Raw genomic sequence first — 14,646 nt, forward strand, 5'->3', positions numbered from 1 at the left:
TCTATGAGTCAGCTAGATGTTGCTGCAACCACATGGCATAGGTTAGTGCGCAAAGAGACAATAACAATTGTAGACTAGCGTTGGTATGCCCTAAGATTACCAGCCAAACAATTGATAGCGCTGGGCTTAGGTAGGCACACATTGCCAAAAAGGTGACTTGACCATATTTAATTGCAAAATCCCAACAGATATAAGCCAAGCATTGGCTAAAACACCCCATGATAAATAAACTAACCATATCCAATGCGGTTGGGGTGACATAAGTACTGTCATAATAATATAGGAGGGAGAATAATATTGTGCCAATGAAGGTGTATATTGTAAATAATTCTCGAGCATCTTTACCGTAAGACTTTGCTGATATTAAATAGACAACCCAGAGAATGGCGCCTAGAAAAGCCAACCCATAGCCTTTAAGAAATTCATATTGCCATAGAGTCCAAGAATCACTGAACATTAAGCCCATCACTGCTAGAAAAGCAACCCCTACGGCAACCATCTCATCACGAGCCAATGGTTGACGAAACCAGATACTAGAGCCTAATAGTAGTAATAATGGCCAAAGATAACTGACCATGTCGATGTGAGAAGGTGGTGCATAGTGGAAGGCTAATATATAACAGTAATCATTACCTAAGATACCCAATGTACCCAAGACAATCACCCAAGTGGGATGCTGGAGGATCTTCCCCCATAACCGATAATAACTATTAACGACACAACAGCCGAGAAAACCAAACAGGTTTATAGCGGCTAAAACCTCAAAAGCTGGTAAATGGGATAGCCTGACTGCCATTGTGGCAGTGATTGACCACAATACCAAGCTATAGATACCATAATAATTTGCGTAGCGTTTATGTAACATATTCTCCTCCTCAGACGGCTATAAGCCTAACAAAATTTATGTGAATATACAAGGACTAAAGGTAATGGTAAAAATAAGGATAAACCACCCCATTGACCCCTGACCATTGAGGCAGTTTTTTATTGGGCTTTTCACTGATTAGGTAATAATCTGCGTTGACTGCCTGTAAAAAGTCTTGAGTGGAAGAGCTAGAACTACCGTGATGTGCTACCTGGAGAATGGTTGATTGCAGCTGATGGGGATACAGAGCCGCCAAAGATTTCTCAGCACGTGACTCAATATCTCCAGTTAGTAACACCGAACCTTTGGTGCCTGAAATATGTAAGACACAAGACTGATTGTTGCCCTCCCACACTTGAGACTGGTTTGGATGGAGCACCCTGAATACCACTCCATCCCACTCCCAAGTCGTACCAGATTGGCATAACTGTTGCTTTTGATGAATCAATAATGGAATACTGGTGATCATGTCACCAACGGGCATGGCTTTTAATAACGAAGATAAACCACTCATGTGATCCTTATCGGGATGGCTGATGACCACCCTATCTAGTGCCATGATTCCTTGATGGTAGAGATACGGCAGAACGGCTTGATGGGCAATATCAGCTTGGTACTGACTACCAATGTCATATAATAACGTATGTGACTGGGTTTGAATTAGAATGGCCAAGCCATGACCAACATTCAGAGCATGAATCGCAAAATGTCCTTGGCTGATGGCAGTGATTGGCCAATTTATCCATAACAATATCCCCCAGATGAATCGGACTTGAAATAGATAATATAGTATTAAGAAAACCAATACTGAGAATACTCTTGCTTTGGATAACAACAATGAAAGATTGTTGCATGGTTCCAATATGGCCATGGCAGATGCAATGCAAGAAAAGACACCGTCTAACTGTAATAGTGCCCAAGCGGCTAAGTCAAGAGAACAGACATGGCCTACCATCAATATACCCACCAACGGTAGGATCCAACCGATGATAATGGGTTGCACCAGAATATTGGCTAAAAGTGATACCGGGTACGTGGGTTGATGATACATACTTGAAATCGCTGCAATAGAAAAAAACAACGGGGCTGTGATGGACTGATTAAAGTAACGGGATAACAAGATAACACCCGAGGCTATAAATGACATCCAAGTCCCCATATCATAAATGGTGTGAGGATCCAAACTTAAGATAATACCCAAACTTAATACAAAACGTTCTATGTCATTTAAACGTCTAAACCCTGAATAGTGATGCTGATAGGACAACAGCAAAAACAACCAGGCCCTTAGAGAAGGCACACTATAACCTAACAGCGCAACATACATAAAGGTTAAGCATAATGCCAACCATTGCGTATTATCATGTAATATACACAATGTCTTTCTAAGTCCCTGATACCATAACTGGATATGGACACCTGAAATGGTTAATAAGTGGATGATCCCCAACTGATACCAATATGTCGGTTTAGAGGATGAACGCCCTGATAACAATGCTTCAATTTCAGGTCGGTGTTGTAGGGAGTATTGCCCTAACCATGTATCTATATAGTAGGTAAAACGTTGGTGGATGGTCTTATGACACGATATCACATCCACCTCATTGGCATGCCACACTTGATTGATGCCACGATTCAAAAGCCAGTTTTTTTGATCAAAGCCTCCAGGGTTTTTGGGGCGATACGGCATCCGAGCAACCCCCTTAGTTGCAACACGGCAGCCCCAATACTGTAGTGATCTTGGCCAATAATATCGGTTATAGGGTGTCACAAGGACTGTGGATTGGTAGCCGATACGCTCAGATACCTCACCAACCAAGCTTGTTTCATTTGAAGAAGTACCATGGTATGTTTGCAAATAACCCAGCAATACACCTAATATACAGCCAAAGACATACTGTTTGTGCTTGGTATAATACCCACCTAAAACCACCATCAGGCAACCAATACCTATTTTGCCAGCCATCATCGGTATCAGTAGGCCTGAAATATAGCATAATATCCCGATTAACACCGCTTATCTCAAAGCTGTATTCATAAAACATCTATGGTAAAAGCACAATCCCGTTCACTACAAACAGTTTGACATCCTGGTTTCCTTACCAAATAATATGCTAATAACCTAAAGGCAAGAAAATGGCTATGAATGAAGAACAGCGATTAAAAAATCGGGCTGAAATTGATCAAAAAATTACAGAACTGCCCCTACCCTCCCCACTAACACCTCTTCCCCATACCACTAAGGATGTTGATGCAATATTAGCACTCATCCCTCATGTGGAATTATTTTCAGGGCCATATAGAGGTTATCTTATTGATCATGTATGCATCATGGACTTTTCAGAGAGTATTGGTCTTAATATGCCTTTTTATCAGCCGTATATTTTTGAGAACTTCCCTAACGTTCTCACGGCAAATGCTACTGGAAAAGAACTCTTAAGTTGTACCCCTCTTGAGCAACAGTCATACGGATCAATTCACGAAACACTGATGAATTATCAAAAAACAGGTACCTTAGTGCACCAACACCTCCAGGTAAAAACGCCTAAGGAATCTTCATGCTGTAGCACAATACTGCAAGCACTGTGCCGGTTCTTTGATGATAAACATGAGATTAAAGAACAACTGATGGCCGCATCATCAGCGCTGTTTAAAGGCCATGCAAAAGATGCATTAAAACTAGCAGCTAACATTAATATGGCTTGGTTGTATTTGTCTCCTAATAGTCATATATACCGAGCTTATTACTACAACATTTTAGGTCTTGCACATTTAATGCAAGTTGACCATAGTATTCACACGCTAAAGCTTGTCCTAAGATATTTCAAAACGGCAGTAGACGCAGATGTTCTACCGATCTTTGCTTTAAACTATTACCAACTATTAACCACTTGTGGCCTAGAACATACCTGTGATGCCATATCATTAAAAGCCTATTTCAAATCACATCATGAGACCACTTGGTATATCGCAGGTTTGGATGCAAAAGGTGAAGAACTCAAGGGCCTCAGATTTGACAGATAACCCCAAAAAAGGTTATGCATGACGCGCCTGTTCCATCTTCTGGTCAATCTCTTCCATCATAACATGGAGTGTATCCTCAAGCCTTTTACCGTAAGCCGTGAGTGCAAAAGCATTCACGGTACAATTTGGCAATGGCTGTTTTAACTGAGTAATGACGGATTTACAATCACTGTCATAATCTATTTGATGCTGTAGTAATACGACATCATTGGTCTAATGGTATCATTGACACAATACCTTCCACGCTTTTTCTACTGGAACATCATGCCAAATGGGACACCCCGACGGTCTTGTTCTAAAAACATTTTCATTATTATCTCGTCTTGTAAAATGCACACCCAATAGGTCACATCTGATCACTCAAAATCAATGATTGGTAGTGAGTCATTAACCGTGTCATGTATGACAAATTATGAATGGTTGTTAATGAATGCGCCGTTGCTTCATGCGCTTTAAACAAATGATGCAACCAAGCTTTGGTATAATGCTTACAGGTGAAACAGGGACACCCTTGCTCAATCGGCTCAAAAGACTCACGGTGTTTTGTTGATTTTAAACGAACAGGTTCGTCGGGATGAAATGCCACCGCATGCCGAGCTGCTTTGGTCGGGTACGAGCTATCAAAGGTATCAATTCCTGCAGGAACACTGTCTGTTATCGATGGGATATCACCGATGCCCAATAAGTGCCTCGGTGCTTCAGGTCGTAGATGCCCAATGGTATTTTCTAATACAAATGCCAACTCCTGTCTATTTTTACCCAGGCTTCCCCCAATCCCAAATCCATCAAAGGGCAATGATGATAAATATCGAGCACTTTCTTTACGATAGTCTGGATTCACACCACCATGGCACACTGCATAGATGGCTTGATGTTTTGGGTTGGCCAAATGCGCATCTAGTGAACGCTTTTCCCAGCGATGGGTCCTATTTAAAGAGCGCTGTAGTGCTGGCTCATCCATATGATACGGTGGCAACTCATCAAAAGGAATGATAATATCTGCCCCGATTTTCTTCTGTGCTTCAATAGAGCTTTCAGGGGTTAAGGTAATTTTAGCCCCATCCCGATAAGAACGAAAAACCACACCCTCCTCGGTAATACTTAAGACACTGTTACCGTGCTTCTTCTTGCCCTTGCTTTTCAATTCATTGGCAACAGAGCCATAGGCCAATGAGAATACCTGAAACCCACCTGAATCCGTGATAATCGGACCAGTCCTACCAGAAAACTGATGAATCCCTCCGGCTTTTTCAATGGTATCTGCGCCTGGATGAAGCATTAAGTGATAGGTATTGGCAAAGACTAAAGGCAATGCAAGCTCTGCAATGGAGACATGATCTACTGCTTTTAAGACCCCATTGGTGCCCACTGCAACAAATGCTGGTGTTAAAAAGCTACCATGTTTTGTGGTGACTCGACCCACTCTGGCTTCTGATTTTTTTGATTGATGTAAGATTTCAAACTTAAACACACTTCACCTTATTGTTTTTCCATTATGATGATTATAACACAACCTGAAGAAAAATAACATCACCTATATTTTCAACCCACTCCGCCCAAATAAAAACATAAGTCATTGAAAATAAATCTTAAAAAGCAAGCGCGTTGCATTTTGGCCTTAAATAGGATAAAATAACAATATAGATAAAAATAAACATATAAATGAGAAATAAAGCAAACTACTTTAACGAAATAATCCACCTACAACCGCAAGAAACATCTAGCGACAGAGATAACTGCTCTTACCATGCCAGCATATTAGGGATCATCAACCATGTGATAGGATCTAGCCCATCTGCGCAAGAAAAAGTTTTAAATGGCGAATATAGCTTCATTGATGCATTCAATCGTTATAACAACACCAGTATTGATACTCAAACATTTGTTCAGTGGTTAAAAGACAACGGTGATGGCCAAAAAGCCTCGCAGGAACACATACAAGCAACACTGTCTCCCATACTACGCCGATATGTACACGAGCTTAATAACCAACAAAACTTCCCGCTACTTGGAGAAGGTTGCAAAACCTATCAAATACAATCCTCTAAATCAATAAGCCCCATCACAGGGTTACCCAGATTTGATCAAAACAATCCAATATATGGTGCTCAATTCGGAAAATATGTCTTTTCATTTGGCGCAACTGTCTTTAGTACACCTTTTGTTTCCAAAGTACGCGAACACGCCCATGCATCTGAATACGATTTACACGTATTTCATGGCAAAGAAAACAATAGTCCTTTTTATACCGTAAGAATGAATAACTATCACTCGATGATCAGGCCTAGTAACACTGTTAAAATTCAACATTCGTGGGAGGGTGTTGGTCATTATGAAGCACTTGGCCCCCTTGACCATTTGTGTCATACCGATATCGGTGAACTCAAAACCATCAGTGACCAAGTGCCCTCTGCTTTTGGGAAAGACCCTATCTATAGATATAACAAACATAGCATCGATGCCTTTCAACAACGCATGCGTGCCATGCCAGCAACAAAAGTTATCCCTGATGAATCAATAGCAGCCGCTAGGCCTGCTCAAGGTGCGTTATGTGATGTATCACTATTTCAGCCTAACCAAGACAATCAATTACAGCTACTCACTGCTCTAATTGCGAGTCTTTTAGAGCGATTCCCTATATCCACTACTCCTGCTGAAATATTGGCCAAAAGACTCCTAAAAGAGCACCCTGACTTTTTAAAACAAAACCGTGGTGACTTAACAGATTCTATTCTACAGTTAGACGCTGAGGACCTAAGTGCAAACAATCACGTTATTAAAAGAATCAATTTCACAAAAATCATTCAGCATATCAGCCCCCTATGTATAGGTGTCATTGCACCAGTCAGTATCATACCACTCATTTTATGTACAGCAGTATGGCTCGGTATCTCAATTTATAAAGATAAAAACCATTTCTATATCGCTGAGCCTCAAGAGCCATCATTATCGTATGACCAACTCTAGCCTTACAGCATGATCAAAATCAAGGCAAAAATGCTTAATATGCCATTGAATAATAATATCAAACCTTGAGAAAAACAAACGATCCTTAAGGCTACAAGGGGCTAAAGGATTGACTTTCAGCAGTAAAATGTGTTATGATATTCTATAATCAAAATATAGAAAACATAATGCATATATCCTTTGGAAATTACATTAGCCTGACGCAAGGAAACATAGGAACATTAACCTCTGGACAGGCCCAAACGTGCCTTGATTACTATCGCCCGTTAAGCGTTTCTCCAGAAAGTGCAAGCAGATGTTTTCAGAACCTCCGCAACAAAGATGAACAGGACGAAGTCTTAACAGACATTAATATCCTAGCAAAAGATATATACCAATCTCGGGAAAATTGCATATCATTTCCAGTCTCTAGAGCATACTTAGATAGTGTTACCTATCAAAAAACACCTGGCCTCTATGCCTCAAATGATGCTCAAAGCCTGATTACAGCATTAAGGGAACAAGATCTCATCTCTGATGACGAAATGGCAGGATATTTAGCCAGCATAGACGAAACCTCAAGCCCCAACACACAGTTAGCTCAGCTTAGCTATGTGCTTCATTCTCAAAAAGATGACGACTTATCACTGATCGCTGACATCATGGCGAAAAAAAACCGGACTCCAGATACCAGCATAAATGATCTTGCTGTGATATGCCGAGAAGAGAAACTACATCAAACATTTACTGATGCTACCGTCATCAATCATCCTCTAGTTAATCCGCCCGCCAACTTACCGCGACAAAGAACCAGCGGATCTAATGACAGTTGTAGCTATCACGCCTTTATCAAAGGCCTGATGAATTATGTCATCGCCCATCCTGGTGAAGCCGATCGCATACTCAATAGTGGTTTTCTTGCAGCATACAACCATCAAACAACTAATGATTACAATACCCCAGATTTTATACAGATGCTTAGAGCCCATGGCACTGACGGCACGATCTCAGCAACCTTTATTGAAAGACATTTATCTCCGATCATTCGCCGGTATGTTCATGAACTGAATAGCCAACTAGCAGATCCTCTACCCATCACCGCAAATGGTACCAATAACCCCATTTCTGGCATGGAGTCAGATACTATCTTCACGATACTTGCCAATATATTTGGTGTAACCATTCAACTGCAATGTAGTGCCAATGCCTATCCTGTTCAAAATTTTCAACCACATCAATTACCCCAACAACTAAAAGCAAATATCCCTGGGTGGATTAATATACATTACCAGCACTATACTCAAACAGAGCCTGAGGTCTATATTTATAATAACTATTATCAGACTCATTTTGAGACATTGGGTGAATTAGAACACTTATGTGATACCCATGAAGTGACAGGATTTTTGACGTGGGTTTCCAGATTTTTTGCAGATAAGGATCTAACAGCCAATAGTACCCTTACTCCAAAAAGCTCAGAATCCCTTACGCCAAAACCCGTGTCTGAAATACAACCAGTAGCGCATGAAAATAATATGTCAGAATTGGTTGCTGCTATCATTTCCTCACTAGATGGCTCATTGCCCCAACTCAAAGCACAAAATATGGCACAAAGCTTTCTAAAGGCGCATCCTACTCTTAGCAATTTAACGGATGAAGACTCTAAAATGATTAAAGATTTCATGAACAATGAGAGTCTAAGTCCTGAAAGCGCCCAACAGTTTAAAGAAAGCATCAATATTGCTGCCATCGTAACGCATCTTATGCCTTTAGCTTTGGGTCTTGTTGCACCAAACTATTTACCCATGCTCATTATTTTGGTGGCGCTGTGGCTTGGTTGTGTTAAAACCTGTGACCCTGAAAGCTTGGTCACCAAAAAACCAATTTAAAAACATGTTTTAAAAAGTGTTTCTCTAATAATGCCTTGAGTAAATGTTCAACTTCCTTAGGTTATTATATATAACTTAAGGATATTATGATGAACAACAAACACAACTGGAACAATGCCCTATTCTTATTAGAACAGGTTATCAAACTATCAAGCGACCTTGATAAATACACAATGATACATCAAAGCCCTGAAATCAATATGGTATTTGTTGAAGTCTTAGCATCTAAAAGCGGCACAGTAACCGAACGTGATGTTGCAAATCTACTCGCTCAACATAATATCCCACATCATATCAGACAATATGCACCATTTGGGATCCAAATCACCCAATTAACAGAGCGGACGCCGCCCCTCTATGATGCATACCATCAGATAACAAACAAACACTGCCAAGCTATCTTAAAAAATACTGGGCACAAATCTGATACCATTAGAAGCTTGCACCAATTCATGAAATCTCGGTCCCAAACAGATACATTTAACGTGGTTAATGCTCAGTATCAACAGACCCTTTACCGCTTAGCTTGCCACTTATCTGATATGCTGCATCCTAGCGTCACACAAGATCCATTAGCCACCAAACAACCACAAGAAGACATTAAGAGATACCCTCAAAAGCTGAATAATCCCATTTGCCCAAAGGCATCTGAAGAAGACAGTTTGATATTTGACACACAGTGTCAATAGTAAAAACGGAGTTTCATATGCCAACACCAGAAGAAATATTTGGTAGCCAGATTGCATCCGTACTGCTAAAAAGTTAAAACCCTAACCCAAAAGGTTAATGCCCTTAACCAAGATATTGAAGAACTGTCCTCTGAGATTGACCAGCTACCAAAGACCGCTTCTGCAGCAATTCTTCACGAAGCCATCCAATCTATTAAGCAACAGACACCCTCTCAAAGAAATCATCCTCCCCCTACCCTACCTATAGATAGGTGTGACACACAAGATAAATCGACATCTTCTACTAAGCACTAGTCTTCCAAAAAAGCCCGTTTTATCGATTAAGAGGCCTGGCTAATTTTCTGCCATAAGCCTGACAATCTCTGTGATATGGCTGTATTAAATACCATACAGCCTGAGCAGAGTATCTTCACTAACGATGAGAACACAATAATATCCCACAAAGATGCGGCAATATCGCCCAATGCATACAGACTAAATAGTACGGTATCTAACACTTGAGAAAAGATCAGTGAGAACAACACACGTGCCATGAAGTATCGATCTCCGGCCAGAGTGCGCATCCATGAGAACAGGCGATTGTCAACATACTGCACCACCAGATATACCACAGCTGACACCATGACAATTTTAGGGAAAGGCTGCATGAGCTGATGATAGGCAGCATCCATCTTATCGCCAGGCAACGCTTCATAAGACACCTGAAAATATGCCGCCAATGCCAGTAATGCCAAACCTGCAAAGGAATACACCATGGCTTGGTGCACTGCCTTATCATCATAAGACTCACGAATATAGTTTAAGACCAAGATAACACCCACAGCATACACATCTGCTGTTGTTACCTGCAAACCAAATAATGACATTTGCTTCAAGACCATCAGATTACCTAAGATAGCATACACAACCATCAAGGTTGTTTGCACCTCAGCAGATTTATGGCGACAATAAAAAGCAAGGCTACCAACCCAAACGATATGCACAAAAAACCACAATTCATTCATCACATTCTCCAAATCCCTTTCTAAAAAAGACATTAATTATCATTGTGATAAATATATCACACTTCATATTGAATCGCAATATAGACAATCATAATGTCTTTAGGAGTCTGTATCTGACCGTGCTGAGGATATTTTGATCATAGCCCACATGATGAAGGCCAACACCGTACTCATCAACGCAATGTTTTGAACGTTAAAGCCATTATCACTCAAAAACACATAGCCACAGGTCAGTAACATAATAGCAAATGACCCTTGGATATAACTGCTTAATCCCCTTCTAATACATAACGGAATAAACACCAACCGCCACAGCACAAACAGTATGACTGATTCAAAAAAACCAATGCCAGGGGAGTGCTCTTCAACCCCCTTACCCGGAAAGGAAATCCATTCATAATTCACCACAAGCAGCATAAAAATAACTTGGGTAAAATGATAACAGCTTACCTGACACGCTTCAGCATAACGGGCTAATTTATCAACATTAAAAACCATTACCCTAAAAAGAGCAAATAATGCCATTAGGGTTACCAATGTGCCTATGGGGTACTCGCAAAACAATCTCTCTGGAAGCAAAGGCGTTGTAGACGACATGTAAAATATCCATATTATAAATAACACAAAGGAAATAATTCGCATACTGATCCTATTGTGCCAAGTCACCAAATCGCCAGTCGAAATAAAATATGCAGGTATTAAAATAAGCATCAACATGTAGATGAATGCACCAAACATTGGGTATTGCAAAAGAACTGGACTCGTTAACAACAATGCAAGAAAACTAACGCCCCCGTGACAAACAACAGTGCAGCTACAGCCTCCAACTGGGTTCGGCTTTTCTTGACTTCTAAGAACACCCTACTTTTTGTGTTATTATTAACAATCGTGTGCATAATTATGATCCTTTATTTAATAATTCATATTATAACCAAGACACAATCATCTTGCAACTTACTGAAACAAAACTCGCTTTAAGCGCTTGAGTTCATCTCGACATTCCGCAGCTGTTTCAAAATCTAGGGCATCGACTGCTTTAGACATATCTTTTTCAAGCTTCTGGATCATCGTTTTGATTGTATCATCTGACAAACCGTGTAAATCATCATGGGCATGATCATCTTGGGCATCTTTAACATCATTGGATAAAATGTCTCCAACCTCTTTGCGAATGGACTCTGGCGTAATACCATGTTCTTCATTATAGGCCTGCTGAATCTCACGACGACGGTTGGTTTCATCCATGGCTATTTTCATGGACTTGGTCTCTTTATCAGCATACATAATAACCCGACCATTCACATTCCTTGCTGCACGACCAATGGTTTGGATTAATGACGATGTTGAACGCAGAAAGCCTTCTTTATCGGCGTCCAGTATCGCCACCAATGCCACTTCTGGAAGATCAAGACCTTCTCGTAATAAATTAATACCTACCAGAATATCAAAGTCTCCACGCCTGAGTCCTTTCAATATTTCAATACGCTCAACCGTTTCAATCGATGAGTGTAGATACTTGACCCTCAACCCTTGCTCATCTAAATAACCCGCTAGATCTTCAGACATCTTCTTAGTGAGTGTTGTCACCAACACCCGCTCCCCTTTAGCGATGGCTTTTTTAGCTTCTCCTAATAATGAATCAACCTGGCCCACAGCGGGTTTTACGGTGATATGGGGATCCAGCAAACCGGTTGGACGGACCAGCATTTCTACGGTTTGGGATGCGTGCTCTTTTTCATAAGGGCCTGGTGTTGCTGATACATAAATGGTTTGAAAATCCATTGCATCAAATTCCTCAAACCTCAGTGGACGGTTATCCATAGCTGATGGCAAACGAAATCCATACTCTACCAAGTTACTCTTACGTGATCGGTCACCATGATACATCCCACCAATTTGAGGCACTGTGACATGAGACTCATCAATGATCACCAATACATTTGAAGGAAGATAGTCCATCAGTGTTGGTGGTGGATGCCCCGTAGGTCGGCCCGATAAATACCGCGAGTAATTCTCCACACCTTGGCAATAACCAATCTGTTCCATCATCTCGATATCATGTAAGGTGCGCTGCTCAAGACGTTGTGCTTCTAATAATTTACCTGCAGCTTTAAACTCAATCAAACGCTTCTCAAGATCCGTTTTAATCTCTGAGACCACCTTTGGAATCCGGTCTTTTGGGCTAACATAGTGCGTCCTTGGATAAATCACCACCTCTTTTTTATTCTCCATCACTGCACCTGTGAGTGGATCAAACAGTGCGATCGACTCAATCTCATCATCAAACAAGGTGCAACGAATGGCCAACTCTTCTGATTCAGCTGGGAATATGTCAATCACATCGCCTCTGACCCGGAATAATCCCCGCTCAAAAGACAAATGGTGCCGACGGTACTGCATCGTGGTCAAGGCATGAATGATATCACGTTGGCCTAAAGTTTCACCAACAACCAATGACAGTGACATTTCTTGGTATGATGTGGGATCACCCAGCCCATATATTGCAGACACACTGGCGACAATAATGGTATCATCATGTTGTAAAATAGACTTGGTCGCTGCAAGTCGCATTTGCTCAACCTGTTCATTGATTGCGGCATCTTTCTCAATAAAGGTATCTGTCCCGGGAACATAAGCTTCTGGCTGATAATAGTCATAATAAGACACAAAATATGCCACATGGTTATTGGGGAAAAAGGCTTTCATTTCACCAAATAACTGTGCTGCTAGGGTTTTATTCGGTGCCAAAATGATGGCTGGGCGACTGGACTCTGAGATAATATTTGCCATGGTAAATGTTTTACCAGAACCCGTAACCCCAAGGATCGTTTGTTTCTGATGGTTATTTAAACCTTTTACAAGTTTTTCAATAGCTTTAGGCTGATCTCCTTGGGGAGAAAATCCAGAATTTAGTTTAAAATGATTTGACTTAGTGCTCATAGTAATATACATAATAAATACCATTCATGATGACATAAGATCGTTATGATATCTAGTATCAATGACCCAGGAGGCATATATGTCATTTAAACTTAGCAAACGATCCCAAAGACTTAAGCCGTCTGCCATGTTTGAAATATCTAGCAAAATTTCACGTATGCGAGAAGCAGGTCATGACATCATTGCCATGGGTATTGGAGAAACCGATGATATTGATACACCACTACATATCAAAGCAGCTGCTATTGATGCCATTCATGATGGAAAAACCAAATACACCCCTGTCGATGGTATTCCAGCTTTAAAACAAGCCATTGCACACAAGCTACTACAAGAGAATGATTTAGAGTATAACCCTTATGAGATCATTGTATCCACTGGGGCAAAACAGTGTATTCACAATGCACTGATGTGCCTGGCTGAGCCTGGTGATGAAGTGATCATGTTCGCACCGTATTGGACCTCGTATATGGATAATGTACATTATACGGGCGCCACCCCGATTGTGATCCCCTCTTCTATTGATCATGGTTTTAAAATCAACCCTGACCATTTAGCAGATGCCATCACCGAAAGAACTCGGGTGATTATTTTAAATACCCCCAACAACCCTTCTGGTGTCCACTATACGCCGCAAGAACTAAGAAAAATTGCAAATATTATCAAGAAACACCCTGATATTGTTGTGATATCAGATGAAATCTACGAACACATCCTTTGGTCCAATGAGCCGGTTCAAAACATCCTTAACATCGCGCCAAAGCTTCAGGATCGTACCATTATTATCAATGGTGTTTCAAAAGCATATGCCATGACAGGATGGCGGATTGGTTATGCCGCAGGCCCGAATGAAATCATTAAGCAGATGAAGAATATTCAATCTCAGTCCACATCAGGCACCTGCAGTATTGCTCAACATGCTGCCCTGGAAGCTTTAGATGGTAACCAACGTTCTATTGAACAAATGACTCAAACATTTTTAACCCGACATAACCTCCTATATAACTTCCTGAATAGCTTGGAAGGCTGCAAAGTCCATCCTGCAGATGGTACCTACTATTTATTCCCAGAAGTCTCAGGAATCATCCAAAAATTAGGCCTTAAAAATGATATTGAACTGGTCGATTACCTGCTTGAAAAAACCGGGGTTTCTGTGATTCCTGGTAGTGTCTTTGGCATGACGAATCATTTACGTATCAGCTTTGTCTCCTCTGAAGAGAAGATCCAACAAGCCATTTCTCGGATTCAAAGTCAATTAACGCCCTTAGATGATTAAAACCCTCTTGACC

12 protein-coding genes are annotated in these 14,646 nt (G+C 40.8%); 5 read left to right on the forward strand and 7 right to left on the reverse strand.

Annotated features, from left to right (window positions below; all coding sequences use genetic code 11):
* Window position 1: 1 nt before the first annotated feature.
* Complete coding sequence (locus tag MKS91_RS01070) at window positions 2–865, reverse strand: DMT family transporter (RefSeq protein WP_258568994.1); 864 nt, start codon at window positions 863–865, stop codon at window positions 2–4.
* 55 nt (window positions 866–920) lie between these two features.
* Window positions 921–2,834, reverse strand: a complete 1,914-nt coding sequence (locus MKS91_RS01075) for a DNA internalization-related competence protein ComEC/Rec2 (protein WP_258568995.1) — start codon at window positions 2,832–2,834, stop codon at window positions 921–923.
* Window positions 2,835–3,007: 173 nt separating this feature from the next.
* On the opposite strand from MKS91_RS01075, the gene MKS91_RS01080 reads away from it, so the two are divergent.
* The gene (locus MKS91_RS01080; protein ID WP_258568996.1) at window positions 3,008–3,889 is read left to right on the forward strand and encodes a hypothetical protein; all 882 of its coding nucleotides are present in this window, start codon (window positions 3,008–3,010) and stop codon (window positions 3,887–3,889) included.
* A 346-nt stretch (window positions 3,890–4,235) separates the two neighbouring features.
* On the opposite strand, the gene tgt is transcribed toward MKS91_RS01080, so the two are convergent.
* On the reverse strand, window positions 4,236–5,360 hold the full coding sequence (gene tgt / locus MKS91_RS01085) for a tRNA guanosine(34) transglycosylase Tgt (protein WP_258568997.1): 1,125 nt from the start codon (window positions 5,358–5,360) through the stop codon (window positions 4,236–4,238).
* A gap of 191 nt (window positions 5,361–5,551) precedes the next feature.
* On the opposite strand from tgt, the gene MKS91_RS01090 reads away from it, so the two are divergent.
* The 3 genes from MKS91_RS01090 to MKS91_RS01100 all read left to right on the forward strand — a co-directional run bounded on the left by MKS91_RS01090 (window position 5,552) and on the right by MKS91_RS01100 (window position 9,413).
* Window positions 5,552–6,856 (forward strand): hypothetical protein, encoded by a 1,305-nt coding sequence (locus MKS91_RS01090; protein WP_258568998.1) that lies wholly within the window; start codon window positions 5,552–5,554, stop codon window positions 6,854–6,856.
* A gap of 167 nt (window positions 6,857–7,023) precedes the next feature.
* The gene (locus tag MKS91_RS01095; protein WP_258568999.1) at window positions 7,024–8,724 is read left to right on the forward strand and encodes a hypothetical protein; all 1,701 of its coding nucleotides are present in this window, start codon (window positions 7,024–7,026) and stop codon (window positions 8,722–8,724) included.
* 86 nt (window positions 8,725–8,810) lie between these two features.
* Window positions 8,811–9,413: a hypothetical protein gene (locus tag MKS91_RS01100; RefSeq protein WP_258569000.1), complete on the forward strand. Its 603-nt coding sequence runs from the start codon at window positions 8,811–8,813 to the stop codon at window positions 9,411–9,413.
* Between the two features lie 320 nt (window positions 9,414–9,733).
* Here MKS91_RS01100 and MKS91_RS01105 read toward each other — a convergent pair whose 3' ends face one another.
* From MKS91_RS01105 to uvrB, 4 genes are all read right to left on the reverse strand, one after another.
* Entirely contained in the window at window positions 9,734–10,450 is a 717-nt protein-coding gene (locus tag MKS91_RS01105) for a queuosine precursor transporter (protein ID WP_258569001.1), read from the reverse strand.
* A 66-nt stretch (window positions 10,451–10,516) separates the two neighbouring features.
* The gene (locus MKS91_RS01110; RefSeq protein ID WP_258569002.1) at window positions 10,517–11,014 is read right to left on the reverse strand and encodes a hypothetical protein; all 498 of its coding nucleotides are present in this window, start codon (window positions 11,012–11,014) and stop codon (window positions 10,517–10,519) included.
* 167 nt (window positions 11,015–11,181) lie between these two features.
* On the reverse strand, window positions 11,182–11,313 hold the full coding sequence (locus MKS91_RS01115) for a hypothetical protein (protein ID WP_258569003.1): 132 nt from the start codon (window positions 11,311–11,313) through the stop codon (window positions 11,182–11,184).
* A gap of 58 nt (window positions 11,314–11,371) precedes the next feature.
* Window positions 11,372–13,357, reverse strand: coding sequence for an excinuclease ABC subunit UvrB (gene uvrB / locus MKS91_RS01120; protein WP_258569004.1), 1,986 nt, complete (start codon window positions 13,355–13,357; stop codon window positions 11,372–11,374).
* A gap of 79 nt (window positions 13,358–13,436) precedes the next feature.
* On the opposite strand from uvrB, the gene MKS91_RS01125 reads away from it, so the two are divergent.
* Window positions 13,437–14,633 (forward strand): pyridoxal phosphate-dependent aminotransferase, encoded by a 1,197-nt coding sequence (locus MKS91_RS01125; protein ID WP_258569005.1) that lies wholly within the window; start codon window positions 13,437–13,439, stop codon window positions 14,631–14,633.
* Window positions 14,634–14,646 lie beyond the last annotated feature (13 nt).

It is taken from the genome of Candidatus Synchoanobacter obligatus (genome assembly GCF_024259865.1).
GTDB lineage: Bacteria > Pseudomonadota > Gammaproteobacteria > Comchoanobacterales > Comchoanobacteraceae > Synchoanobacter > Synchoanobacter obligatus.